Source organism: Mesorhizobium sp. B283B1A, from assembly GCF_020165735.1.
Lineage (GTDB): Bacteria > Pseudomonadota > Alphaproteobacteria > Rhizobiales > Rhizobiaceae > Mesorhizobium > Mesorhizobium opportunistum.
In genome coordinates this window covers 1-22,864 of record NZ_JAIUIQ010000004.1, presented here as the reverse complement: position 1 = coordinate 22,864, position 22,864 = coordinate 1, and the positions used below count along the sequence as shown (strand labels likewise).

Below are 22,864 nucleotides of genomic sequence, written 5' to 3'. Positions count from 1 at the left end.
TAATCTATCTTATGCGACTTTTTGTTATAACCATTGCGGAGGTGAGCTGCGGGCCAAATTGTCCCCACGGGCCTTGGATTTAGGAGCGCCTCTGGTAAGAAGCCTCTTATGGAAATCCCTGAGGCTAACAAACCCAGAGCATCGGTTCGCTGGCGCGCGACCGCGGTGAAGCCGTTTCGCTGCAAGAACTTAGTAGCCGTCGTCGAGGATCCAAATGACATCAGGAACATCGGAACGGTAATTCGAAACGCAAACGCTCTCGGTGTTGAAAAAGTCTACATCGTCGATCCCCGCAAAGCACTTCCCGATGACTGGCAGCAAATGCGCCGGCGGAAGTCACTTTCGGAAACGTCTGTATCTGCTGTCAAATGGACGTTTGTGAAACGTTTCGACAGCACGGACGCCTGCCTCAACCATCTGGAAGAGCGGGGCTTTATATCCGTCGTTACCTCGCCGCACATAAAAGGAAAGACCAGCATCTTCCTGCATGAAGGGGATTATACGCGGCACACTAAACTTGCCGTCTGGTTCGGAAACGAGAAACGGGGTATCAGCCAACTGGCGGTCGAGCGCAGCGAGATGTGCGTAGCAATCCCAATGTTCGGGATGATCGAGAGCCTAAACCTCGGAACCTGTTCGGGTATCGTTCTCTACGAAATTGCCAAACAGCGTCGCGAGTATCAGAGCGAATACCGCCGCGGTAGCCGGAAGGGAAAACGCGCGGAGCCATTACCTACTGTAATGCGTCGCGAAATTGACGGCTCAAGCGAACCCGGCCAAAAGTGACCGCATCCGGCCGGTTGTGCAATCCTGACCAGATACGTTGGGCGCTCCTTCCAGTCGTTGAGAGACTACCTAGACCCCTGCTCCAGCCCAATCCAATAGCTCAGCGCACGCTTCGCGCCCGGTTCGATCAGCATCAGGCCGGGCTTGTCTGCGAATTCGCCGTCGAAATCGGCCGGGCTTGCCACACCGTGCCAGGGCTCGATGCACAGGAACGGCGCGCCGCCTGGCTTGGACCAGATGCCGAGCTCTTCCATTCCTTGCCATGACATTTCGATCGCCGGACCGTGGTCGGCAGCGTAGCGTACGCTGGCGCTCGCGGGCCGATCCAGGATGACGGCATCGTCATCGAACAGCCGTTCGGACAGTGCAAGCGTTCTGCCCTCGATGGGCGTCGGCTGCGGCGCTGCGATCAGAAGGCCATCCTTCAGGCGGCGTACCGGCGCCGGCTCGTCTTCGGCAAAGGTCAGCCAGTAGTCCGTCTTGGCCAGGTCCGGCAGCAGCGGCCAATTGAAGGCCGGATGCGCCCCGATCGATGCTGGTAACGGCTCGTCACCGGTGTTGCTGATCTCGAAGGTCACGCCAAGCTGGCGGCTATCCAGCGTGTAGGCCACATCAAGGCGAAAGGCGAAGGGATAGCGGGCACGGGTGTCGGCATCGTCGGTGAGCACCAGCGTGCAGGACCGGGAGCTCCGCTGCGCCCATGCGAACGGCTTGTCGCGCGCGAAGCCATGCTGGGTCATCGGATACGTCCGGCCACGATGACGCAATTGGTCGCCCTTCAGCCGGCCGACGATCGGAAACAGCACCGGTGAATGGCGCCGCCACTCCGGTCCGGCCTGCCACAGGAACTCAAATCCCCGCTCGTCCCGCAGTGAAACCAGTTCGGCGCCCTGCCCGACTATAACAGCCGAGATGCCGTCGCCATGAAGCGTTTGGCTGTCTGCCACATGTCCTCGCACGGTGTTGAAGGCCGTCAGCCAGACTAGCAAAAGCTCCTGGGGACTCAAGCTCCTGGGGCGCAAAACGAATTGTGGCCGGAGGTTTCCCTCCGGCCACCCTGCATTAAGGGCGAGGATCCTCGCCCTTGCCCTTAGCGGACGGTCGTTATTCGCGCTCGCCGGTGAAATTCAGCAACAGCTGGAAGATGTTGATGAAGTTCAGGTAGAGCGAGAAGGCGCCGAAGACGGCGAGCTTCTGGCGCGATTCTCCGTCGAAATTCTCGGAATACTGCTCCTTGATCGTCTGCGTGTCCCAGGCGGTCAGGCCGATGAAGACGGCGATGCCGATGACCGAGATGGCGAACTGCAGCGCGGTCGAGCCGAGGAAGATGTTGACGATGCTGGCGATCACCACGCCGATCAGGCCCATGATCAGGAAGGACGAGAACTGCGTCAGGTCACGCCTGGTCGTGTAGCCGTAGAGGCTGGTGGCGCCGAACATGGTGGCGGCGATGAAGAAGGTGCGCGCGATGCTGGTGCCGGTGAAGACCAGGAACACGGAGGCCAGCGACAGGCCCATCACCGCGCAGAAGGCCCAGAACATCATCTGCGCGCTTGCCGCCGACATGGTCTGCATCTTGAACGAAAACAGCATCACGAAGGCCAGCGGCGCCAGCATCACCACCCATTTCAGCGGGCTGGAGAAGATCGGCACGTAGAGCGCCGGCGTCGAGGACACCATGAAGGCGACGAGGCCAGTGACCACGAGGCCAAGGCCCATATAGTTGTAGACGCGCAGCATATGCTGGCGCAGGCCCTCGTCGAAGGCGGCTCCGGTTTGGGCGCCGGTACCGACGCGATATCCCAGATTGGGCGTATTCATTTGAGTTCTCCTTTGTGGATCGGTCAGTAAAGCGTTCTGGCGAGCATCTCGGCGGCACGGTCGAGGTCGTGGACGTCGCTTTTCGCGACCACCGCGTAAGCGACCTCGCCGATCTGGAAATAGGCCGAGGCAATGTCGCCCGAGGGCGCGACGGTCGGCTTGACGACATCGAATGTTCCCGGCCGGATGGCGAACAGCGACACCAGTCCCATATCGCCGGTATCGACAGCCATCTCGACACTTGGGCCGAAGCGCGACGGATAGATCTGCACGTCGCGCACTTTCCAGTCCTTGGGCAGCGACGGCATGACAATGGCGGTCGCGGCGCGGATCTCGCCGGCGTCGTAATTGGGCGCCTCGGGCTGCGAGGGCATGGTTTCGCGCACCAGCGTCGTCCTGTGCGCCCGCACCGCCTCTTCGACATAGGCCGGCGGCTGCGGCGAAGCGACGACCTTGGTCACCGACATCGGGCCGACAATGCCGTTTGCCAGCCAGCCGGCGGCGACGAAGGCAGCCACCGCCGCCGCACGCTGCAGCACGCCGAAGATGCGCCCTCGGGCAAGCCCCCTCTCCAGCCGCCGCGCGGCGTCGGCCGTCGCCGGCCGCGCCATGCCTTTGGAGCCGGCAAGCGCCACGCGCAGCTCGTCGCGGGTCCGCAGATCAGACATCACGCGCGCCGCCGCTTCCGGACGGGCCGACAGAAAAGCCTCGACCTCGATCCGGCGGGTGACGTCGATCTGGTCGTCGACATAGGCGTCGAGATCGATGTCGGTGACGGGGTCGACTGCAGCGGTCGTCATGACTCGCCTCCCACGATCCTGAGATGATTTTTGCCGCGCGCCGGGGCTGCGTCTTCCATCTGACGAAGTGCTGCCCGGGCCCTGCCGATACGTGACATCAGCGTTCCCAGCGGCACGCCGATGGCATCGGCCGCCTGTTGATAGGAAAGGCCCTCGATGGCGACCAGATGCAGCGCCGAACGCTGCTCTTCCGGCAGGCTGAAAAAAGCGTCGCGCACTTGCGCCAGGCGCACCGAATGCTCCTGCGGCGCCGGCGTGCTGCCGTCGGCCAGATATCCTGCCTGTTCGATGCGCGCGGCTTCGGAGCGGCGCGAGCGCATGCGGTCGATGAACGTGTTGTGGACGATCGACAGCAGCCAGGCGCGCAAATTGCCGCCGGAGCGGAACGTGCCGCGCCGCTCATAGGCGCGCACCAGCGCGTCATGCACCAGATCCTCGGCGTCCGCGCCGTCGCGCGTCAGCGAACGGGCGTAGCGTCGCAGCGAGCCGAGCTGTCCAATGATGTCAAAGCGTGGCATCGAGCGTTTCATGCCCTGTTTACGGAGCATGTGGGGATTTTAATCCGGTCCCTGCCAGTTTTTCGTTGGGTCCGCCTGGGGTATCGTTCTCGGCGGCCCTCGCCTCACCGGCAAAACCGGGCAACCGTCCTGTTTGTCCGATGCCGATCTCCCGGCGCAACCAGTGGCATCGCCAAATGTCACTTCTGCCTTTGTTTTAACCGAAACCGCTGGTGAAGCGGGCTCGATTTCAGTATCAATCCGCCGCGCCAACGGAACCATAGTGATGTTCGAAGACCTGCAGCCAGCTCCCACCGACAAGATCCTTGCCCTGATCGGCCTCTATCGCGCCGATCCGCGCCCCAACAAGGTCGACCTCGGCGTTGGCGTCTACAAGGACCGCGACGGCAAGACGCCGGTGATGCGCGCCGTGCGCGAGGCCGAGAGGCGGCTGCTGCAAGGCCAGGACACCAAGACCTATCTCGGCCTTGCCGGGGATACCGGCTTCAACACGGTGATGGCCAAGCTCGCCTTCGGCCCCGGCGCGGACATGACGCGCATCCGGGCGGCACAGGCGCCGGGCGGCTCAGGCGCGCTGCGGCTGGTGGCGGAATTGCTCAAGCGGACGCGTTCGGATGCAACGGTCTGGCTGTCGGATCCGACCTGGCCAAACCATATGCCGGTGATGCGCGCCGCCGGCCTGCAGATCCGTGAATACCCCTATTTCGATGCCGCGTCGGGCGCTGTGCGCTTCGACGATATGCTGGCGGCGCTGCGGACGGCCAATAGCGGCGACGTGGTGCTGCTGCATGGCTGCTGCCACAACCCGACCGGCGCCAATCTGGACGCGGCCCAATGGGAGGCCGTCACCGGCCTGGTCGTCGAGCGCGGCCTGCTGCCGTTCGTCGACATTGCCTATCAGGGCTTTGGCGACGGGCTCGAGGCCGACGCGCTGGGCTTGCGGCTGCTGGCCGCGAAGGTTCCCGAAATGGTCGTCGCGTCGAGTTGCTCGAAGAACTTTGCCGTTTACCGCGACCGCGTCGGCGCGGCGATGGTGCTGGCCAAGGATGGCGCCCAGGCCGATGTGGCGATGAGCCAGATGCTATCGGCGGCGCGCGCCATGTATTCGATGCCGCCGGACCATGGAGCCGCGGCGGTGCGTATCGTGCTGGAAGACGCCGACTTGCGCGCCGACTGGGAAGCCGAGCTCGAAGAGATGCGCCTGCGCATGCTGAGGCTGCGTGTCCAGTTCGCCGAGGCGCTGCGCCGGCAGTCCAATTCCGACCGCTTCGACTTCGTCGCCAGCCATCGCGGCATGTTCTCGCGGCTTGGCCTCACGGAGGCGCAGGTCGAGCGGCTGCGTGCCGAGCATGGCATCTACATGGTCGGTGACAGCCGCATCAATGTCGCCGGGCTGCCAGAGGACGGCATGGACGACCTCGCCAAGGCGATCGTCTCGGTCCTCGACTGTGGCTCAGCTGTGGACAAGGCGCCCTCGCCGGCTGACGGCGTTGGCCGGGCGCCCGGCGGCAGGGTAGCATCCAATAGAGCGGTTCTGCGTTTTCGCGAAAACACAGAACCGTTCTAGCTCTCCGTTTTGACGCAATTCCGGACGGAAAACCGTTTCACACTCCTGGAATAGCTCTAGATGACGCCATCGAAAGACATTTCACGCCTGATCGAGATCATGGCGGCGCTGCGTGCGCCGAAGACCGGCTGTCCGTGGGACATCGAGCAGGATTTCGCGACCATCGCCCCCTATACGATCGAGGAAGCATATGAGGTGGCGGATGCCATCGCGCGCGGCGACCTCGACGATCTGCGCGACGAGCTCGGCGATCTCCTGTTGCAGGTCGTCTACCACGCACAGATGGCCGAGGAGGCCGGCGCGTTCGCCTTTCCGGATGTGGTCCAGGCAATCACCACCAAGATGATCCGCCGCCATCCGCATGTCTTCGGCGACGAGAAGGCGCGTGGCGCCGGCATGGCCAAGGGCATGTGGGAGAAGATCAAGGCGCAGGAGAAGGCCGAAAAACGAGACGCCCGCCTGGCGCGCGGCCTCCACCCGGAAGACAATGGCAGGGGGTTCCTGGACAGCGTTCCGGTCGCCCTGCCCGCGCTGACGCGGGCGCTGAAACTTCAGGAAAAGGCCGCTCGTGTCGGCTTCGACTGGAGCGAAGCGGCGCCCATCCTCGACAAGATCGAGGAAGAGATCGGCGAGCTGCGCGAAGCGCTGGCCAAGGGCGACACGGCGTCGATCAAGGACGAGTTCGGCGACATGCTGTTCGCGGTCGTCAATCTCGGCCGTCACCTCAAGCTCGATTCGGAAGCGGCGCTCAGCGGCACCAACGAAAAATTCCGGTCGCGCTTCCACTATGTCGAGCAGGCCCTGGAGAAATCCGGCAGCACGCTGGAGAAGGCGACCCTGCCCGAGATGGAAGCACTCTGGCAGGAAGCAAAAGCGTGAAGTAGCTCGCGCTAACCCTTGTTTTTGCGGCGCAATCGGCTTTCGATCTCTTCGCGAGCGCTGTGCGTGGCCTTGAGCGAGATCGTGGCGCTGCCGTCTTCATTGTCGGTTCGCGAGACGATATCGCCATTGCGGTAGAGCCAGTCGACAAGACCGAACTGCGCCGGCTCGATCGTCACCGTCAGGTCCTCCAGCTCGCCCGCCATCCGGGTCTCGATGATCGCCTTCAGCGCATCGATACCCTCGCCGGTCACCGCCGATACGGCGATCGGAGGGCCTTTGCCACCATTGGCGCCTCCCTTTGCCATGTCGGGGGCAAGCAGACGGCTCCTGTTGCCTTCGTCGAGCCGGTCGATCTTGTTCCAGACTTCGATGACACGCTTGGCGTCACCGGCGTCGACACCGAGGTCGGCCAGGATGCGCTCGACGTCCTCGGCCTGTGCCGCCGTGTCGGGGTCGGAAATATCGCGCAAATGGATGACGAGATCGGCCTCGACCACCTCTTCCAGCGTGGCGCGAAAAGCCGCAATCAGATGCGTCGGCAGGTCCGAAATAAAGCCGACCGTGTCTGAGAGGATGATTGGCGTGCCATGCGGCAGGCGCACGCGGCGAAGCGTCGGGTCGAGCGTGGCGAACAGCATGTCCTGCGCCAGCACGTCCGCTCCGGTCAGCCTGTTGAACAGCGTCGACTTGCCGGCATTGGTGTAGCCGACGATCGCCACCACCGGGAACGGCACCTTCTTGCGCTTGGCGCGGTGCAGGTCGCGCGTGCGGCGCACGGTCTCCAGCTCGTGCTTGAGCTTGATGATCTTTTCCTGCAGCTGCCGCCGGTCGGACTCGATCTGGGTTTCGCCGGGACCGCCGAGAAAGCCGGCGCCGCCGCGCTGGCGCTCAAGGTGAGTCCAACTGCGTACGAGGCGCCCCTTCTGGTAGTTCAGATGGGCGAGTTCGACCTGCAGCGTGCCTTCCTTGGTGCGGGCACGCTCGCCGAAGATTTCGAGGATCAGCCCGGTGCGATCCAGCACCTTGGCGTTCAGCTCTTTCTCGAGGTTGCGCTGCTGCACCGGCGTCAGCGGGTGGTCGACGATGACCAGCTCCGCGTGGCGCTCCCTGACGATTTCGGCGAACTCCTCGACCTTGCCGCTGCCGAGCAAGGTCGCCGGCCGCGGGTCGTTGACGGTCACGACCGCCGTATGGACCGGATCGAGGTTGATAGCGCGGGCGAGGCCGACCGCCTCGTCATGGCGCGCATCGGCCGAACGCGTCAGCCGCGGACGATTGGTCTCGTCGTCGCCGCGAGGCTGGCGGGTAAGCACCGGCACAATGACGACAGCCCGGGTCGGACCGTCGGCTTCCGTCCCGGGATGATGGGTTGGTTTTCCACGAACCGTAGCGTCCGCGTCCTTCTCACGTGCCAATCAGGCGCCCTGGCTTTCCTCGCCATCGAACATTTGAACCGGCTGGCTCGGCATGATCGTGGAAATGGCGTGTTTGTAAACGAGCTGGGAGTGACCGTCACGGCGCAGCAGCACACAAAAATTGTCGAACGAAGTGACCACGCCGGTCAGCTTCACGCCGTTGATGAGGAAGATGGTGAGCGGGTTCTTGCTCTTGCGAACTGAATTCAGGAACAGGTCCTGAAGGTTTTGCGATCGTTCCGCCATTGTTCTTGTCTTTCGCCGATCCCCTTCGGTTTGCAGCCAATGCGCCAAATTAGCCGGCACATGTCAAGCACGCAAACACCGTCTTGCCGTCAGTAACGACAAGCAGAACGAGATATATTGATGTTCATTCCACCTGAGCGGTTATCAGGCTGGACTTTTTTCCGCAATGTCAAAAAAGGCCTGCCGCAACGAAAGTGTTATTGAGCCGGGGTGGCCGTTGGCGATCGGATCGCCGTCAATGGCCACGACAGGCATGGCAATCGTCGTCGCGGAACTGATGAACGCCTCGCGTGCCGCCTTGGCCTCGGCGATGGAAAAACCGCGCTCCTCGATCTTCAAACCAAGCTTTGCCGCCACTTCGAACATGGTGGTGCGGGTGATGCCGCGCAGGATGCCGTGGTCGGCAGGCCTGGTGACCAGGACGCCGTCCCTGGTGACGATCCATGCGTTCGACGAGCCGCCTTCCTTGACGTTGCCGTCGGCATCCACGAACCAGGCTTCCTGCGCACCGGCCTCCTTGGCCTTCTGCTTGGCCAGCACGTTGGGCAACAGCCCGACGCTCTTGATGTCGACGCGGTCCCAGCGGTTCTCCGGCACGGTGATGACGGCGATACCGCTGTCGGCCCGTTTTGCGCCGGCGGCCGGGTCCGCCTTCCGGGCAGTCACCACCAAAGCCGGTTTGGTGTCCGCCGAAGGAAAGACAAAATCGCGGCTGGCGACGCCGCGCGTCACCTGGACATAGACCAGGCCGTTGACGACATGATTGCGGTTGACCACCTCGCGCAGGATCAGCGGCAGCACGTTGCGTGTGACCGGCCAGGCGATCGACAGCTCGGCCAGCGAGCGGTTGAGCCGGGCAAGGTGGCGCGGCATGTCGACGATGAAGCCGCGCGCCACCTCGCAGACCTCGTAGACACCGTCGGCGAATTGATAGCCACGGTCCTCGATATGCACGGAAGCATCCGCATGGGGGACGTAGCGCCCGTTGACATAGGCAATGCGCGGCATTGGCGACCCCTGGGATAACTCTCGGGCTTCTGAAAACCGTTTGGCAATTCTACTCCGGCGGCCATCTGACGGCGCCAGAGCGAATTTCGAAACGGTTTCTTATGCGATTCCGGCGTCGCCGTAACCGGCAAATACTTGGCCCAGGCGCGGCTGAATGGACGTCGTTCGTCAGACGCCCAGCGATTTCAGCTTGCGGTGCAAGGCGGAGCGCTCCATGCCGATGAATTCGGCGGTCTTCGAGATATTGCCGCCAAACCGGTTGATCTGGGCGATCAGATAGTCCTTCTCGAACTGTTCGCGCGCCTCGCGCAGCGGCAGCGCCATGATGTGCTGGTCGGACTGATTCGGCGTGCGCGGCATGACATCGCCGATCTCGGCGGGCAAGAGGTCAGCGGTGATCGGCGCATCGACATCGTCGCCGCGCGCCAGGATCATCAAACGCTCGACATTGTTGCGCAGCTGCCGAACGTTGCCCGGCCAGTTGTGCGCCTGGAGCACGGCCAGCGCGTCGTCGCCGATGCGGCGCGGCTTGATGCCTGCCTGGCGGGCGATCTGCTTCATGAAATTGTCGACCAGATAGGGAATATCCTCGCGCCGCTCGGCCAGCCCCGGCACCGTGACCGGAACCACCGCCAGGCGATGATAGAGATCCTCGCGGAAGCGGCCGTCGGCGATCATCGCCTCGAGGTTCTGCGAGGTCGAGGAAATGATGCGCACATCGACCTTGACCCGCTTGGTGCCCCCTACCCGCTCGAACTGCTGCTCGACCAGCACGCGCAGGATCTTGTTCTGCGTCTCGCGCGGCATGTCGGCCACTTCGTCGATATAGAGGATGCCGCGATGGGCCTCCTCGAGCGCGCCGACCTTGCGTTCGACACCGTTCGATTCGGTGCCGAACAGCTCGATCTCCATGCGTTCGGGCGTGATGTTGGCGGCGCTCAGCGTCACGAACGGTGCGCCCTTGCGCGCCGACAGCGTGTGGATGGCGCGCGCGGCCAGTTCCTTGCCCGAGCCCGAGGGGCCGATGATCATGACGCGGCTGTTGGTCGGCGCGACGCGCTCGATGGTCTGGCGCAGCTGGCTCATAGCCGACGACATGCCGATCAGGTCGAAGGTTTCGCCGCTGCGCAGCTTGAGGTCGGAAACCTCGCGCCGCAATTTCGAGGTCTCGAGCGCACGCTCGGCAATGAGGATCAGCCTGTCGGCCTTGAACGGCTTTTCGATGAAGTCATAGGCGCCGCGGCGGATGGCGGAGACCGCCGTTTCGATGTTGCCGTGGCCGGAGATCATCACCACCGGCAGGGTGGGATGCATGGTCTTGATCTCGTCGAGCAGCGCCAGCCCGTCCAGACGCGAGCCCTGCAGCCAGATGTCGAGGAAAATCAGCCTCGGCGCGCGATCAGCTATGGCAGCCAGCGCACTGTCGGCATCGAATGCCGTACGGGTTTCGTGACCTTCGTCGCTCAGGATGCCTGCGACGAGCTCGCGGATGTCTTCCTCGTCATCGACGATGAGAATATCAGACGCCATTACCGACCTTTTCAGTTTCTCTTTCGTGTTCCGTCCTGGCTTCACCACGCGATGGCGCGGCCGCGGCGGGCGGCAGGATGATGCTGATCATCGCGCCGCGCCCGCCATGGAAGTCCGCAGGCGCATCATGGAGCTCCAGCTTGCCGCCATGGTCCTCCACAATCTTCTTGACGATAGCGAGACCAAGTCCGGTGCCCTTCTCGCGTGTGGTCATATAGGGCTCGAGCAGCCGTTGGCGATTCTCGCGCGGCAGGCCTTTGCCATTGTCGATGACGTCGATTCTGATCGCGCCATTCTGACGGCCGGCTTGAATCCGGATTATGCCGTGCGAACCGTCCGTTTGTTCCGATCCGTCGATCGCCTCGGCGGCATTCTTGATCACATTGCCGAAAGCCTGCGCCATCAGCCGGCTGTCGAAAGTGCCCTTGAGCGGCTCATTGCCGAAGATTCGCTCGAAGGTGATGTCGGCGCGGCTGACTTCGACCAGGAACGAAGCCTCGCGCAGTGATTCGCGCAAGTCGATGGCCTTCATCTCGGGTTTGGGCATGCGCGCGAAAGCCGAGAACTCGTCGACCATGCGGCCGATGTCCTCGACCTGCCGGATGATGGTGTCGGTGCACTGGTCGAAAACCTCGCGGTCCTCGGTGATGACCTTGCCGTAGCGACGCTTGATGCGTTCGGCCGAAAGCTGGATGGGCGTCAGCGGGTTCTTGATCTCGTGGGCGATGCGCCGCGCCACGTCGGCCCAGGCGGAAGAACGTTGCGCCTGCACCAGGTCGGTGATGTCGTCGACCGTCACGACGTAGGATTTCTCCTCCGAGCCGTCATCGCCAGCCTCGACGGTGATCTGCACGTTGAAGGTGCGCTCGGTGCCGGCGCGGAAGAATGTCACCTGCTCGCGATAGACCGGCTTGCCCGACTGGCGGCCGATCTCGAAGACACGGCCGACATGCGGCAGAATGGCGGAGAGGTTTTGTCCCAGTGCGGCGCTGGCGGAGATGGCCAGCATCGATTCGGCCGAACGGTTGACGATGGTGACGATGCCGAAGGGATCGACGCCGATGACCCCGGCGGTGACGCCGGCCAGCACCGCTTCGGAAAAGCGCCGCCGCTCGTCGATCAGGTCCTTTGCCGACAGGATCTCGTTGCGCTGCGATTTCAATTCCAGCAGCATCTTGTTGAAGGTGTCGCCAAGCGAGGCGACATCGCCGTCCGAAGGCCTGACGGCAACCGCGACGTCGAGATTGCCGGTCGCCACCTCGTCGGCGGCGCCGATGAGCTGGCGGATGGGGCGCACCAGACGGTCGGCGACGGCAATACCGGTCCAGATCGCGGACAGGATGATGATCAGCGTCAGCGACAGGTAGGGCAGCGCGAAAGCCACCTGCGAGGTGCGCCTGTTGTCTTCGAGATTGCGATACTCGTCCGTATTGGACCTGACGATCTGCCTCGCCTTGATCACCTCGGGGTCCACCAAGCGGATCGTGTAGAGGTACATGCCCTCGATCTCACGCAGCTTGACGATGGCGCCCATGATGTTGCGGGTGCGCGGCTCGATCAGAACCGGCCTGCCGTCGGTGGCGCCGCTGACGGAGCCTTCCGGCGGTTCCGGCATGGCGAAATCGGCATCGGTCTTGGCGCTCATGACGAATGAGCCGTCGGACCTGATCAGCGCCGCATGGGCCAGCGAGCGGCCCACGGCCTCCTTGCTCATGAGGTCGAGAAAGCCCGTGCGATCAAGGCCGTAGAGCGTACGCGACGCATCGAGGTCATAGGCCATCGACAGTGTCGTGCCCTGCAGATTGCGGGCATTCTCCTGAACATAGGCATCGGCGATCGACAGCGAGGAATTGACGATCGTCTTGGTGCGGATCTCGAACCAGCGATCAAGACCGATATCGAGCGTGATCGAGGCGATGATCGCCACCATGATGGCCGGAATGGCGGCGACAAGCGCGAACATGGCGACGATGCGTACATGCAGCCGCGAGGCCGCCTTGCCATGCCGGCGCGCCATGACGATGCGATGCACCTCGCGCGCAACCAACGTGATGAGGAAGAGCACGAAGACCGCGTTGAGCGCGATCAGCGCCCAGGTCGTCCTGGCATCGGGCGCGATCGGCGTCGCCCCGACCAGGATGGTGAAGGAGATGGCCGCCATGATCAGCGCGCCGACGACCGCCACCACGCCGGGCAGCGCCAGCAAGCGACGTCCGTCGCGCGTACCACGTTCGCTGAAAAGCGGCTTGTTGAGGTTCGGTGCCTGCGGAGTCATGTCGCCGTATGGAGCCAATGATTGCGTCCGATCTATGCAACGCATTGTGGCGATTATGCAACAAGTGTGACAACGACGGGAATCTTTCGCCGTTCCGTCCCCTGAAAAGACCGCGTCAGATCAGCGCTCAGCCCGGGCGCGATGATTTGTAGACATTGACGCCCAGTTCGCGAATCTTCTTGCGCAGCGTGTTGCGGTTGAGCCCCAGCAGTTCCGCCGCCTTGATCTGATTGCCGCGCGTTGCCGTCATCGAGGCCAGGACCAGCGGATATTCGACTTCGGACAGAATGCGCTGATAAAGGCCAGCGGGCGGCAATTCACCGGCAAAGGAGGCGAAATAGCGCTGCAGGAAGTGCTCCACGGCCTGGCCGATCGACAGGTCGTCGGGAATGAGGTTGCCGCCATCCGGTACCACGGGACGCTCGCCGGTCTTGAGCTCGGCCTCGATGATCTCGGCCGAAATCTCGTCTTGCGAATAGAGCGCGGCGAGCCTGCGGACGAGATTCTCCAGTTCGCGCACATTGCCCGGCCAGGGATAGCGCTTCATCAGCTCGATGCCGCCGGACGAGATGCGCTTGGTCTGCAGCCCTTCCATCTCGCCGAGCTTGAAGAAATGGCGCACGAGATCGGGCACATCCTCCGAGCGCTCGCGCAGCGCCGGCAGCCTGAGCGGCACGACGTTGAGGCGGTAGAACAGATCCTCGCGGAACAAGCCCTGATTGATCAGCGTACGCAGATCCTTGTTGGTGGCGGCGACGATGCGCACATCGGTCTTGATCGGCGTGCGGCCGCCAACGGTCGTGTACTCGCCCTGCTGGAGGACGCGCAGCAGGCGCGTCTGCGCCTCCATCGGCATGTCGCCGATCTCGTCGAGGAACAGCGTGCCGCCCTCGGCCTGCTCGAAGCGGCCGGTGGAGCGGTTCTGGGCGCCGGTGAAAGCACCCTTCTCGTGCCCGAACAGTTCCGATTCGATCAGGTCGCGCGGGATCGCCGCCATGTTGATGGCAACGAACGGGCCGCCGCGACGGCGGCCATATTCATGCAGCGCGCGCGCCACAAGTTCCTTGCCGGTGCCCGATTCGCCGGAGATCATCACCGTCAGGTCGGTCTGCATCATGCGCGCCAGCATGCGGTAGATGTCCTGCATGGCCGCCGAACGGCCAACCAGCGGCATCGCGTCGGGCTGTTCTTCGGGCCGCGCGTCGATCTTCGGCCGCCGCGGCTCCGACAGGGCGCGGTTGACGATGTTGAGGAGCTCGGTCAGGTCGAAGGGCTTCGGCAGATATTCGTAAGCGCCGGTTTCGGATGCGCGGATCGCCGTCATGAAGGTGTTCTGGGCGCTCATGACGATGACGGGCAGTTCCGGCCGCGCCTTCTTGATTCGCGGCAGCATGTCGAAGGCGTTCTCGTCCGGCATGACCACGTCGGTGATCACCAGATCGCCCTCGCCCGCCGCCACCCAGCGCCACAATGTCGAGGCGTTGGAGGTGACGCGCACCTCGTGGCCGACGCGGGAGAGCGCCTGGTTGAGCACGGTGCGGATCGCCGCATCGTCGTCGGCGACGAGAATATTGCCGCGAACGGTCATTTGCGGTCTCCTTCGCCGTCTTCATCGGCACCGAACTGGGTTTCCTTCCAGGCGGGCATCAAAATGCGAAACGTGGTGGCACGCGGCGTCGATTCGCATTCGATGATGCCGCCATGTTCGCCGACGATCTTGGCGACCAGTGCAAGCCCCAGCCCCGAGCCGTTCGGCTTGGTGGTGATGAAGGGGTCGAACAGGATCGGCAGGATATCTTCCGAGACGCCGGAGCCATTGTCGCGCACGCAAAATTCCAGCGGCAGCGACACGCGGTCCTGCGTGCCCGGAACCGAAACGCGAATGCCGGGCCGGAACGCCGTCGAAAGCACGATCTCACCCTGCGGGTCGCTGCCGATCGCCTCGGCGGCATTCTTGACCAGGTTGAGGAACACCTGGATCAACTGGTCGCGGTTGGCAAAGACCGGAGGCAATGATGGATCATAGTCCTCCAAGATCTTGATTCTTTTCGCAAAACCGTTCTTGGCGATAGCCTTTACATGGTCGAGCACGACATGGATGTTGACGGGGTAGCGATCGATCGGCCGCTCGTCGGAAAACACCTCCATGCGATCGACCAGGGAGACGATGCGGTCCGTCTCGTCGGTGATCAGCCGGGTCAGCGCACGATCCTCGTCGGACGCGGACAGTTCGAGCAACTGGGCCGCGCCCCTTATGCCCGAGAGCGGGTTCTTGATCTCATGGGCAAGCATCGCCGCCAGACCGGTCACGGAACGCGCGGCGCCGCGATGCGTCATCTGCCGGTCGATCTTGTCGGCCATCGACCGTTCCTGGAACATCACCACCACCGAGCCAGGAAACTCGGGCACCGGCGCGACATAGAGATCGACGACCTTCTCGATGCCGAGACGTGGCGACGACACGTCGACCCTATACTCGTTGACTGGAGCCCGGCGCTCGCGCACCTGCTCGACCAAGGTCAGCAGCGGGCTGCCGAAGGGAATGAGCTTGGACAGGGTGTTGCGCGCCAGCATGGTGGCGCTGGAGCGGAAGAAGTCCTCGGCATCGGCGTTGGCGAAGGTGATGAACCCTTCCTCGCTGATCATGATCACCGGGCGGCGGATGGTGTTGAGCACGATCTGCGCGGCATCGGTCATTTCAGTGCCCTGGCCAGCAGTGGCGTTCATGCTGCGCTCCGCAGGTTCAAGGGTTGCGGATCGCGCGAAAACACATCCCGCAGCAAGGCAATGACGCGGACCGGTTCGAACGCGGTCAATATTGCCTTCCGGCTGTCGTCGGCGACGGCATGGCGATCGAGATACCAGCCCAGATGCTTGCGCGCCTGCCGCAAGCCGCTCTCGACGCCGTAGAGCGCCAGCATGTCCTCATAGTGGGCGACGACATAGTCGGCCAGCGCCGTGGGATCTTGCGGCACGCCAACCGCCATTTCGCCTGCGGCCGCGGCTGCGATGCCGCCGGCGATCCAGGGCGCGCCGTAATGCGCGCGGCCGACCATCACTGCATCGGCGCCGGATAGATCGAGGATCGCGGCGGCCTCGGCCGAGGAACAGACATCGCCATTGGCGACCACCGGGATCGATACGGCTTCCTTGACGCGGGCAATCGCGCGCCAGTCGGCCTTGCCCTGGTAGAACTGGCAGCGCGTGCGGCCATGCACGGTGACCATGCTGACGCCGGCCTGCTCGGCACGGCGTGCGAGCGTCGGCGCGTTAAGTGCGCCCTCGTCCCAGCCCAATCGCATCTTGACCGTGACCGGCACCTTGACCGCGCCGACCACGGCTTCGATCAGCGAGAGCGCATGGTCGAGGTCCAGCATCAATGCCGAGCCGGCATAACCGCCGGTGACCTTCTTGGCCGGGCAGCCCATGTTGATGTCGATGATATCGGCGCCCTCGCCCGCGGCTATACGCGCGCCTTCGGCCATATGGATCGCCTCGCGGCCGGCAAGCTGCACCATATGGACGGGCAGGCCGGAATGACGTATGCGCAGGTCGAAGCCGGCCCGGCCCTTGGCGAGTTCGCCGCTGGCCACCATTTCGGACACGACAAGGCCCGCGCCATGCGCATGTGCGCGCTGCCGGAACGGCTGGTCCGTAATGCCGGACATCGGCGCGAGGAACACGCGATTGCGGATACTCACACCGCCGACGTCGAGCGGCGCGGCCAATTTGGTCACATTAACCATGCACAAAAACCAAGCATGTCCATTCGTTGCACATTCTCTAGCCAGAACCGCCGCAATGTGCAACGCGGAATGACGCCACATTAAGGCGCAATTGGGAAAATGCCTGGCGCCGGATTTTTGCCGCGACGAGAGCGCCGCGCATTCCTCCGGGACCCGCAAAGGACGCTTTGGATGTTCATATTTGGCGCACGATCTTTTCCGAAAACCGATTACACTTTTCGGGATCGTGCGCTAAGCCAATCGGCATGACCGAGGGAAGTGAAAACTCGAGCGCGCAAGGCGGGGTTGCCGTGGTGATCGTCGCCGCCGGCCGCGGCGCTCGTGCCGGGCAGTCCAATGGGCCCAAGCAGTACCAGAGCATCGGCGGCCGTGCCGTCATTGCCCATACGCTGGAGATGTTCCTGGCCCATCCGAGAACCGGCCAGATCGTCGTTGCCATCCATGCCGACGATCATGAGCTGTTCCGTCAAGCGGCGGGGCCACACGCCCAGCGCGTCACCGCCGTCATCGGCGGCGCGACCAGGCAGGAGTCCGTCCGGCTCGGCTTGCTTGCGTTGAAAGGCCACGAACCGGCCCAGGTTCTGATTCACGACGCCGTGCGTCCATTCCTCGACGCGGAATTGATCGACCGCACCATCGCCGCCATCGGCGAACATGAAGGGGCGTTGCCCGCCCTGCCCGTCGCCGACACGCTGAAGCGCGAATCGGCCTCCGGCGTGGTCGCAGAGACGGTTTCCCGCAGCGGATTGCACGCGGCGCAAACGCCGCAAGGTTTTCCCTACGGGCCGATCCTTGCCGCGCATGACAGGGCCCATCAGCTGGGCAGGCTGGATTTCACCGACGACGCGGCCATCGCCGAATGGGCGCATATTCCGGTCAAGATCGTTCCGGGCTCGCCGGACAATGTCAAACTCACCTGGGCACGGGACATCGCCATGGCGCACCAGCGGCTTTCCAGCGAACGGATACACTTTCCGGACATCCGCACCGGCAACGGCTATGACGTCCACGCCTTCGAGCCGGGCGACCATGTCACCCTGTGCGGCGTCGCCATTCCGCATGAGAAGAAACTGTCGGGCCATTCCGACGCCGATGTCGGTCTGCATGCCCTGACGGACGCGCTGCTGGCGACCTGTGGCGCCGGCGACATCGGCACGCATTTTCCGCCGTCCGATCCGCAGTGGAAGGGGGCTGCGTCCCGGATATTCGTCGAACATGCGGCGAAGCTCGTGCGCGAGCGCGGCGGCCGCATCGCCAATGCCGACATCACGCTGATCTGCGAGGCGCCGCGCGTCGGCCCGCACCGCGAGGCGATGACATCGGCCCTTTCACGGATGCTGGGCATTTCCGCCGACCGCGTCTCGATCAAGGCGACAACCAACGAGAAGCTCGGCTTTGTCGGCCGCGAGGAAGGCATTGCGGCGATCGCCACCGCCAGCGTGGTGTTTCCCGGCGAGGTCCCGGAATGAGCAACGCCGAGCTCGCAAACTCTCTGCTGCTGGCCTGCCAGCAACGTGGCATCATGCTGGCGACGGCGGAAAGCTGCACCGGCGGCCTGATCATCGCGGCGCTCACCGACATTGCCGGCTCCTCCGCTGTGGTCGACCGCGGCTTCATCACCTATTCCAACGAAGCCAAGATGGAGATGCTCGGCGTTTCCGCCGAAACGCTCGACGCGCATGGAGCCGTGTCGCGCGAAACGGTGCTGGAGATGGCGGCCGGCGCGCTGGCGCATTCACGCGCAAGCCTTTCTCTTGCCGTTACCGGCATTGCCGGTCCAGGCGGAGGTTCGGCCGACAAGCCGGTCGGTCTCGTCTGGTTCGGCCTAGCCCTGGCCGGCCACCCGGTCGTCGCCGAGCGCCAGCTGTTTGGCCACAAGGGCCGCGAATTCATCCGCCACGAGACGGTGAGACACGCCCTGAAGCTGGGCCTGCAAGCGCTTAGTCAGAATTAGGCCTGCCGCGCGACACCGTAGATGACGTCGGCGCGTTTTTCGAAAGCCTCGGCGAACATGCGAAAGGCGCGGTCGAACATGGTGCCCATCAGCGCGCCCAGGATGCGGCTCTTGAACTCATAGTCGATGAAGAAACGCACGGTGCAGCCGGCGCCATCGGGTTCGAAACGCCAGACATTGCTCAGATATTTGAACGGGCCATCGATGTATTTCACGTCGATGGCGTTCTCATCGGGCTTCAAAAGCACCTGCGTCGTGAAGGTTTCGCGGATCGCCTTGTAGCCGATGCTCATGTCGGCAAGGAGAACGGTGCGTCCGTCACGCTCCTTGCGCGAGCGCACCGTCAGCGCTTCGCACAGCGGCAGAAACTGCGGATAGGCCTCGACATCGGCGACCAGTGCGAACATCTGCTGCGGCGTGTGGGCGACGCGGCGAGTGGCTTCGAATTTCGGCATAAGACCGGCTAGAGCGACTTCTGGAGCTGCGCTTCCCGCGCTGCGCGCAGCCGGGCGAAATCGTCGCCGGCATGGTGCGACGAGCGCGTCAGCGGGCTCGATGCCACCAGCAGGAAACCCTTGGTCCTGCCGATCGTCTCGAAGGATTTGAACTCTTCCGGGGTGACGAAGCGGATCACCGGATGGTGCTTCTTGGACGGCTGCAGGTACTGGCCGATGGTCATGAAGTCGACATTGGCCGAACGCAGATCGTCCATCAGCTGCAGGATTTCGTTCCGCTCCTCGCCCAGACCCACCATGATGCCTGACTTGGTGAAGATCGACGGGTCGAGTTCCTTGACCCGCTGCAGCAGTCTGATCGAGTGGAAATAGCGGGCGCCTGGCCGAACCTTGAGATAGTTCGACGGCACGGTTTCCAGATTGTGGTTGAAGACGTCGGGCTTGGCCGCCACGACGATCTCCAGGGCGCCGTCCTTGCGCAGGAAATCGGGCGTCAGGATTTCGATGGTGGTCGAAGGCGTTGCCGCGCGGATGGCGCGAATGACTTCGGCGAAATGCTGTGCGCCGCCATCGGCAAGATCGTCGCGATCGACCGAGGTGATGACGACGTGGCTGAGGCCCATCTGCTTGACGGCATGGGCGACGCGAGCCGGCTCATCGGGGTCGAGCGCCGTCGGAATGCCGGTGGCGACGTTGCAGAACGCGCAGGCGCGCGTGCAGATCTCGCCCATGATCATGAAGGTGGCGTGCTTCTTTTCCCAACACTCGCCGATGTTGGGGCAGCCGGCCTCTTCGCAGACCGTCACCAGCTTGTGGGATTTCACGATCTCGCGTGTCTCGGCGTAACCCTTGGAGACCGGCGCCTTGACGCGGATCCAGTCGGGTTTGCGCAGCACTTCCTGGTCGGGCTTGTGCGCCTTCTCGGGATGCCGCAGCCGCGGCGCGTTGGCGATCGTGTCGAGGACAGTGACCATCTGAACCCTGGCTTTTCTTGCGACCGCCCGTCGGCGATCGTCACTTTTACGTCATCTAGGACTTTTCGGCACAAAGAAAAAGGCCGCAGCGGCGCATGCCGCTACGACCGTTTTCGCATAGCCGGAACCATATCGATTAGCGGCGCACCAGGCGACCGACCCAGATCAGCAGGCAGGCGCCGATGAAGCCGGTGATCAGATAGGCGATCCAGCCGACGCCGAATGGGCCGAAATTGAGCGCCTGCAAGATCGCGTTCAGCACCACCGCGCCAACGATGCCCATGATAATGTTCATGAAAATGCCGGTGTTGCTCTTCATGAACATTTCGGCCAACCAGCCTGCCAGGCCGCCGATGATGATGGCTGCGATCCAGCCCACGCCGTTCAAGTGCATATGCCTTCTCCTTGCGTGCGTAAAAATGCATCCGGAAACGAACTGTCTTGCCGCCGAGATCCCGCAGCCTTCGGGGCTGAGTCTCTTGCGGCGAATCTATCATGCGTTCAGCGCGCGACCATAGGCGTCGAGCACGCTTTCCTTCATCATCTCCGACAGCGTCGGATGCGGGAAGATGGTGTGCATCAACTCTTCCTCGGTGGTTTCGAGGTTCATCGCCACGACGAAACCCTGGATCAACTCGGTCACTTCGGCGCCGACCATGTGGGCGCCGAGCAACTGGCCGGTCTTCTTGTCGAAGATCGTTTTGATGAAGCCCTGGTCCTCGCCGAGCGCGATGGCCTTGCCGTTGGCGGCGAACTGGAAGCGGCCGACGCGGATATCCTTGCCTTCGGCCTTGGCTTTCGCTTCCGTCAGGCCGACGGAGGCAACCTGCGGATTGCAGTAGGTGCAGCCCGGAATCTTGAGCTTGTCGGTGGCGTGCGCGCCGGGGAAATTGGCGATCTTCTCGATGCACACCACGCCTTCATGCTCGGCCTTGTGGGCAAGCATCGGCGGGCCGGCGACATCGCCGATGGCATAGATGCCCGGTACATTGGTCTTGCCGTAGCCATCGATGACGACGCAGCCGCGATCAGTCTTCACACCAAGCGCCTCCAGGCCGAGGTTCTCGATGTTGCCTTGCACGCCGACGGCCGAGATCATGCGGTCGGCGGTGATCTTCTCGACCTTGCCGTCCTTCATCTCGACATGCGCGGTGACCGAGTTGGCACTCTTCTCGACCTTGGTCACCTTGGCTTCGAGAATGATCTTCATGCCTTGCTTTTCGAACTGCTTCTGCGCGAATTTCGAAATTTCGGCGTCCTCGACCGGCATCACAGCGGGCAAGAGCTCGACCACGGTCACCTCGGCACCCATGGTGCGGTAGAAGGAGGCGAATTCGATGCCGATGGCGCCCGAGCCCATCACCAGCAGCGACTTCGGCATCTCCTTCGGCACCATGGCCTCGAAATAGGTCCAGATCAGCTTGCCGTCCGGCTCGATGCCAGGCAGCGCGCGCGGCCGGGCGCCGGTTGCCAGGATGATGTGCTTGGCGGTGTAAGTGCCCTCGCCCTTGATGCCTTTCGGCACCGGCGGCTGCGGTTCCATCGGCTTCTTGCCCGTCTCGGAGACGACGATCTCGCCCGGTTTCGAAAGCTTGGCCTCGCCCCAGATAACGTCGACCTTGTTCTTCTTCATCAGGAAGCCGACACCGCCATTGAGGCGCAGCGAAACCTTGCGGGAGCGATCGACGACAGCCGATGTGTCGACGCTGACCTTGCCGTCGAGCTTCAGCCCATAGTCCTTCAAATGATCGGAATAGTGCATGATCTCGGCCGAGCGCAGCAGCGCCTTGGTCGGGATGCAGCCCCAGTTGAGGCAGATGCCGCCGAGATGCTCGCGCTCGACGATCGCCGTCTTGAAGCCAAGCTGGGCGGAACGCACTGCCGTGACATAGCCACCGGGACCGGAGCCGATGATGATGACGTCGTAGTTCTCAGCCACGATTTTTCTCCTTATTCACAGTTCCAGCATGACGCGCACGACCGGCGTCAGCGCCTTGCCGATGTTCCGCGTGTTTTCGGCGTCGAGGTGGACGCCGTCGAGAGGGGTGGTTTGCGCGACCGTGCCGGCGTCGAAGAAGCCGCAGCCGGCTTCGTCGGCGAGCCCGGCATATTGCGGCGCCAACAGCTTCGAGGCGTCGTCGCCGCCGGCAAACATTTCCTTGAAGTCGGCATTTTCGGTGCGGCTGACGAGAGGCGGCGAAACAATCAGGATCTGCGGCGCGGGCCAGTCGAATGGATAGTCGTGGCCGCGTATGATGTCGATCAGCCGCTGGATGCCTTGCTTGGCGGCAACCGGATTGCCGTGGATCCACGGCTTCATGTCGTTGGCGCCGAGCATGATGACGATCAGGTCGATCGGCGCGTGCGTCGTCAGCACCGTCGGCAGCAGCCGCGCGCCGTTACGATCGGCACCAGCAAGGTGATCGTCGAAGGCCGTGGTGCGGCCATTGAGACCATCGGCGATGACCTGAACGCCGCCGCCGAGCCCTGCCTGCAGCACGCTGGGCCAGCGATCCTCAAAGGCGTGGCGGCCGCCTTCGGCATTGTAGCCCCAGGTCAGCGAGTCGCCGTAGCAAAGCACCGTCTTCATCCGATCAACCCGCCTATGTCTGCTTGCTGTGTTTCACCCGCCGGCGAATCCCGAAATGATCAGGACGAAAAGGCTGGTGACGAATTTCCGCACCGCCCTTTTCCTTCCCTAGACCAGCATGCCCATCGGGTTTTCGATCAGCCGCTTGAAGGCGACCAGCAGTTCGGCGCCGAGCGCGCCATCGACGGCGCGATGATCGGTCGACAGCGTCACCGACATGACGGTGGCGATTTTGATCTCGCCGTTCTTGACCACCGCCCGCTCCTCGCCGGCACCAACCGCCAGGATCGTCGCATG

At 63.3% G+C, this 22,864-nt stretch carries 22 protein-coding genes and 1 pseudogene; 5 read left to right on the top strand and 18 right to left on the bottom strand.

All coding sequences use genetic code 11. From position 1 onward, the window contains the following. Nucleotides 1-108: 108 nt before the first annotated feature. On the top strand, nucleotides 109-786 hold the full coding sequence (locus LB577_RS03910) for a TrmH family RNA methyltransferase (protein WP_224685624.1): 678 nt from the start codon (nucleotides 109-111) through the stop codon (nucleotides 784-786). Nucleotides 787-851: 65 nt separating this feature from the next. On the opposite strand, the gene LB577_RS03905 is transcribed toward LB577_RS03910, so the two are convergent. The 4 genes from LB577_RS03905 to LB577_RS03890 all read right to left on the bottom strand — a co-directional run bounded on the left by LB577_RS03905 (nucleotide 852) and on the right by LB577_RS03890 (nucleotide 3,937). Next, the gene (locus tag LB577_RS03905) at nucleotides 852-1,733 is read right to left on the bottom strand and encodes an aldose 1-epimerase family protein (protein ID WP_224685623.1); all 882 of its coding nucleotides are present in this window, start codon (nucleotides 1,731-1,733) and stop codon (nucleotides 852-854) included. Between the two features lie 157 nt (nucleotides 1,734-1,890). Beyond that, nucleotides 1,891-2,607: a Bax inhibitor-1/YccA family protein gene (locus LB577_RS03900; protein WP_013895621.1), complete on the bottom strand. Its 717-nt coding sequence runs from the start codon at nucleotides 2,605-2,607 to the stop codon at nucleotides 1,891-1,893. A gap of 23 nt (nucleotides 2,608-2,630) precedes the next feature. Further along, nucleotides 2,631-3,407, bottom strand: coding sequence for an anti-sigma factor family protein (locus tag LB577_RS03895; protein WP_013895622.1), 777 nt, complete (start codon nucleotides 3,405-3,407; stop codon nucleotides 2,631-2,633). Beyond that, entirely contained in the window at nucleotides 3,404-3,937 is a 534-nt protein-coding gene (locus LB577_RS03890) for a sigma-70 family RNA polymerase sigma factor (RefSeq protein ID WP_041164234.1), read from the bottom strand. The genes LB577_RS03895 and LB577_RS03890 overlap by 4 nt, the downstream gene beginning before the upstream one ends. A gap of 253 nt (nucleotides 3,938-4,190) precedes the next feature. Between LB577_RS03890 and LB577_RS03885 the strand changes: the two are divergent. Both LB577_RS03885 and mazG read left to right on the top strand, forming a co-directional pair. Further along, nucleotides 4,191-5,372: pseudogene (locus tag LB577_RS03885) on the top strand (aromatic amino acid transaminase); the annotation flags it as partial. Between the two features lie 180 nt (nucleotides 5,373-5,552). Then, nucleotides 5,553-6,371, top strand: coding sequence for a nucleoside triphosphate pyrophosphohydrolase (gene mazG, locus LB577_RS03880; protein WP_224685622.1), 819 nt, complete (start codon nucleotides 5,553-5,555; stop codon nucleotides 6,369-6,371). A gap of 11 nt (nucleotides 6,372-6,382) precedes the next feature. On the opposite strand, the gene hflX is transcribed toward mazG, so the two are convergent. From hflX to dusB, 8 genes are all read right to left on the bottom strand, one after another. Then, entirely contained in the window at nucleotides 6,383-7,789 is a 1,407-nt protein-coding gene (hflX, locus tag LB577_RS03875; protein WP_224685621.1) for a GTPase HflX, read from the bottom strand. Beyond that, nucleotides 7,790-8,035 (bottom strand): RNA chaperone Hfq, encoded by a 246-nt coding sequence (gene hfq, locus LB577_RS03870; protein WP_006202172.1) that lies wholly within the window; start codon nucleotides 8,033-8,035, stop codon nucleotides 7,790-7,792. Nucleotides 8,036-8,179: 144 nt separating this feature from the next. Beyond that, nucleotides 8,180-9,043, bottom strand: a complete 864-nt coding sequence (locus LB577_RS03865) for a D-amino-acid transaminase (RefSeq protein ID WP_224685620.1) — start codon at nucleotides 9,041-9,043, stop codon at nucleotides 8,180-8,182. Between the two features lie 168 nt (nucleotides 9,044-9,211). After that, a complete protein-coding gene (locus LB577_RS03860) occupies nucleotides 9,212-10,573 on the bottom strand; it encodes a sigma-54-dependent transcriptional regulator (protein WP_023768848.1) in 1,362 nt (453 codons plus the stop codon). Beyond that, the gene (locus tag LB577_RS03855) at nucleotides 10,563-12,893 is read right to left on the bottom strand and encodes an ATP-binding protein (RefSeq protein WP_411969189.1); all 2,331 of its coding nucleotides are present in this window, start codon (nucleotides 12,891-12,893) and stop codon (nucleotides 10,563-10,565) included. Before LB577_RS03855 ends, LB577_RS03860 begins: the two co-directional genes overlap by 11 nt. 82 nt (nucleotides 12,894-12,975) lie before the next feature. Further along, nucleotides 12,976-14,436: a nitrogen regulation protein NR(I) gene (gene ntrC / locus LB577_RS03850; RefSeq protein ID WP_013895630.1), complete on the bottom strand. Its 1,461-nt coding sequence runs from the start codon at nucleotides 14,434-14,436 to the stop codon at nucleotides 12,976-12,978. Next, entirely contained in the window at nucleotides 14,433-15,575 is a 1,143-nt protein-coding gene (locus tag LB577_RS03845; RefSeq protein WP_224685619.1) for a two-component system sensor histidine kinase NtrB, read from the bottom strand. The genes ntrC and LB577_RS03845 overlap by 4 nt, the downstream gene beginning before the upstream one ends. Further along, a complete protein-coding gene (gene dusB / locus LB577_RS03840) occupies nucleotides 15,572-16,594 on the bottom strand; it encodes a tRNA dihydrouridine synthase DusB (protein WP_224685618.1) in 1,023 nt (340 codons plus the stop codon). The genes LB577_RS03845 and dusB overlap by 4 nt, the downstream gene beginning before the upstream one ends. Before the next feature lie 245 nt (nucleotides 16,595-16,839). Between dusB and LB577_RS03835 the strand changes: the two genes are divergently transcribed. Both LB577_RS03835 and LB577_RS03830 read left to right on the top strand, forming a co-directional pair. Continuing rightward, nucleotides 16,840-18,063, top strand: coding sequence for a bifunctional 2-C-methyl-D-erythritol 4-phosphate cytidylyltransferase/2-C-methyl-D-erythritol 2,4-cyclodiphosphate synthase (locus LB577_RS03835; protein ID WP_224685617.1), 1,224 nt, complete (start codon nucleotides 16,840-16,842; stop codon nucleotides 18,061-18,063). Beyond that, nucleotides 18,060-18,548 carry a CinA family protein gene (locus LB577_RS03830; protein WP_140569848.1) on the top strand — a complete coding sequence of 163 codons (489 nt, stop codon included), beginning with the start codon at nucleotides 18,060-18,062 and terminating at the stop codon, nucleotides 18,546-18,548. The genes LB577_RS03835 and LB577_RS03830 overlap by 4 nt, the downstream gene beginning before the upstream one ends. Here LB577_RS03830 and LB577_RS03825 read toward each other — a convergent pair. The 6 genes from LB577_RS03825 to LB577_RS03800 all read right to left on the bottom strand — a co-directional run. Beyond that, the gene (locus LB577_RS03825) at nucleotides 18,545-19,003 is read right to left on the bottom strand and encodes a type II toxin-antitoxin system RatA family toxin (RefSeq protein WP_224685616.1); all 459 of its coding nucleotides are present in this window, start codon (nucleotides 19,001-19,003) and stop codon (nucleotides 18,545-18,547) included. The genes LB577_RS03830 and LB577_RS03825 overlap by 4 nt on opposite strands. 8 nt (nucleotides 19,004-19,011) lie before the next feature. Beyond that, nucleotides 19,012-19,977 carry a lipoyl synthase gene (gene lipA, locus LB577_RS03820; protein ID WP_013895636.1) on the bottom strand — a complete coding sequence of 322 codons (966 nt, stop codon included), beginning with the start codon at nucleotides 19,975-19,977 and terminating at the stop codon, nucleotides 19,012-19,014. 136 nt (nucleotides 19,978-20,113) lie between these two features. Further along, complete coding sequence (locus LB577_RS03815; protein ID WP_013895637.1) at nucleotides 20,114-20,371, bottom strand: GlsB/YeaQ/YmgE family stress response membrane protein; 258 nt, start codon at nucleotides 20,369-20,371, stop codon at nucleotides 20,114-20,116. A 99-nt stretch (nucleotides 20,372-20,470) separates the two neighbouring features. Then, on the bottom strand, nucleotides 20,471-21,916 hold the full coding sequence (gene lpdA / locus LB577_RS03810) for a dihydrolipoyl dehydrogenase (protein ID WP_224685615.1): 1,446 nt from the start codon (nucleotides 21,914-21,916) through the stop codon (nucleotides 20,471-20,473). Nucleotides 21,917-21,931: 15 nt separating this feature from the next. After that, nucleotides 21,932-22,567, bottom strand: a complete 636-nt coding sequence (locus LB577_RS03805; protein WP_224685614.1) for an SGNH/GDSL hydrolase family protein — start codon at nucleotides 22,565-22,567, stop codon at nucleotides 21,932-21,934. A gap of 108 nt (nucleotides 22,568-22,675) precedes the next feature. Next, on the bottom strand, nucleotides 22,676-22,864 hold a 189-nt coding region (locus tag LB577_RS03800; RefSeq protein WP_224685613.1), incomplete at its 5' end, for a 2-oxo acid dehydrogenase subunit E2.

What these genes read in the sequence shown, in the direction of transcription:
- LB577_RS03910 (WP_224685624.1), top strand. Translation starts at nt 109, where the DNA reads ATGGAAATCCCTGAGGCTAACAAACCCAGAGCATCGGTTCGCTGGCGC.
- LB577_RS03900 (WP_013895621.1), bottom strand. Translation starts at nt 2,607, where the DNA reads ATGAATACGCCCAATCTGGGATATCGCGTCGGTACCGGCGCCCAAACC.
- LB577_RS03895 (WP_013895622.1), bottom strand. Translation starts at nt 3,407, where the DNA reads ATGACGACCGCTGCAGTCGACCCCGTCACCGACATCGATCTCGACGCC.
- LB577_RS03890 (WP_041164234.1), bottom strand. Translation starts at nt 3,937, where the DNA reads ATGAAACGCTCGATGCCACGCTTTGACATCATTGGACAGCTCGGCTCG.
- mazG (WP_224685622.1), top strand. Translation starts at nt 5,553, where the DNA reads ATGACGCCATCGAAAGACATTTCACGCCTGATCGAGATCATGGCGGCG.
- hfq (WP_006202172.1), bottom strand. Translation starts at nt 8,035, where the DNA reads ATGGCGGAACGATCGCAAAACCTTCAGGACCTGTTCCTGAATTCAGTT.
- LB577_RS03865 (WP_224685620.1), bottom strand. Translation starts at nt 9,043, where the DNA reads ATGCCGCGCATTGCCTATGTCAACGGGCGCTACGTCCCCCATGCGGAT.
- LB577_RS03860 (WP_023768848.1), bottom strand. Translation starts at nt 10,573, where the DNA reads ATGGCGTCTGATATTCTCATCGTCGATGACGAGGAAGACATCCGCGAG.
- LB577_RS03855 (WP_411969189.1), bottom strand. Translation starts at nt 12,893, where the DNA reads ATGCGTTGCATAGATCGGACGCAATCATTGGCTCCATACGGCGACATG.
- ntrC (WP_013895630.1), bottom strand. Translation starts at nt 14,436, where the DNA reads ATGACCGTTCGCGGCAATATTCTCGTCGCCGACGACGATGCGGCGATC.
- LB577_RS03845 (WP_224685619.1), bottom strand. Translation starts at nt 15,575, where the DNA reads ATGAACGCCACTGCTGGCCAGGGCACTGAAATGACCGATGCCGCGCAG.
- dusB (WP_224685618.1), bottom strand. Translation starts at nt 16,594, where the DNA reads ATGGTTAATGTGACCAAATTGGCCGCGCCGCTCGACGTCGGCGGTGTG.
- LB577_RS03835 (WP_224685617.1), top strand. Translation starts at nt 16,840, where the DNA reads ATGACCGAGGGAAGTGAAAACTCGAGCGCGCAAGGCGGGGTTGCCGTG.
- LB577_RS03830 (WP_140569848.1), top strand. Translation starts at nt 18,060, where the DNA reads ATGAGCAACGCCGAGCTCGCAAACTCTCTGCTGCTGGCCTGCCAGCAA.
- LB577_RS03825 (WP_224685616.1), bottom strand. Translation starts at nt 19,003, where the DNA reads ATGCCGAAATTCGAAGCCACTCGCCGCGTCGCCCACACGCCGCAGCAG.
- lipA (WP_013895636.1), bottom strand. Translation starts at nt 19,977, where the DNA reads ATGGTCACTGTCCTCGACACGATCGCCAACGCGCCGCGGCTGCGGCAT.
- LB577_RS03815 (WP_013895637.1), bottom strand. Translation starts at nt 20,371, where the DNA reads ATGCACTTGAACGGCGTGGGCTGGATCGCAGCCATCATCATCGGCGGC.
- LB577_RS03805 (WP_224685614.1), bottom strand. Translation starts at nt 22,567, where the DNA reads ATGAAGACGGTGCTTTGCTACGGCGACTCGCTGACCTGGGGCTACAAT.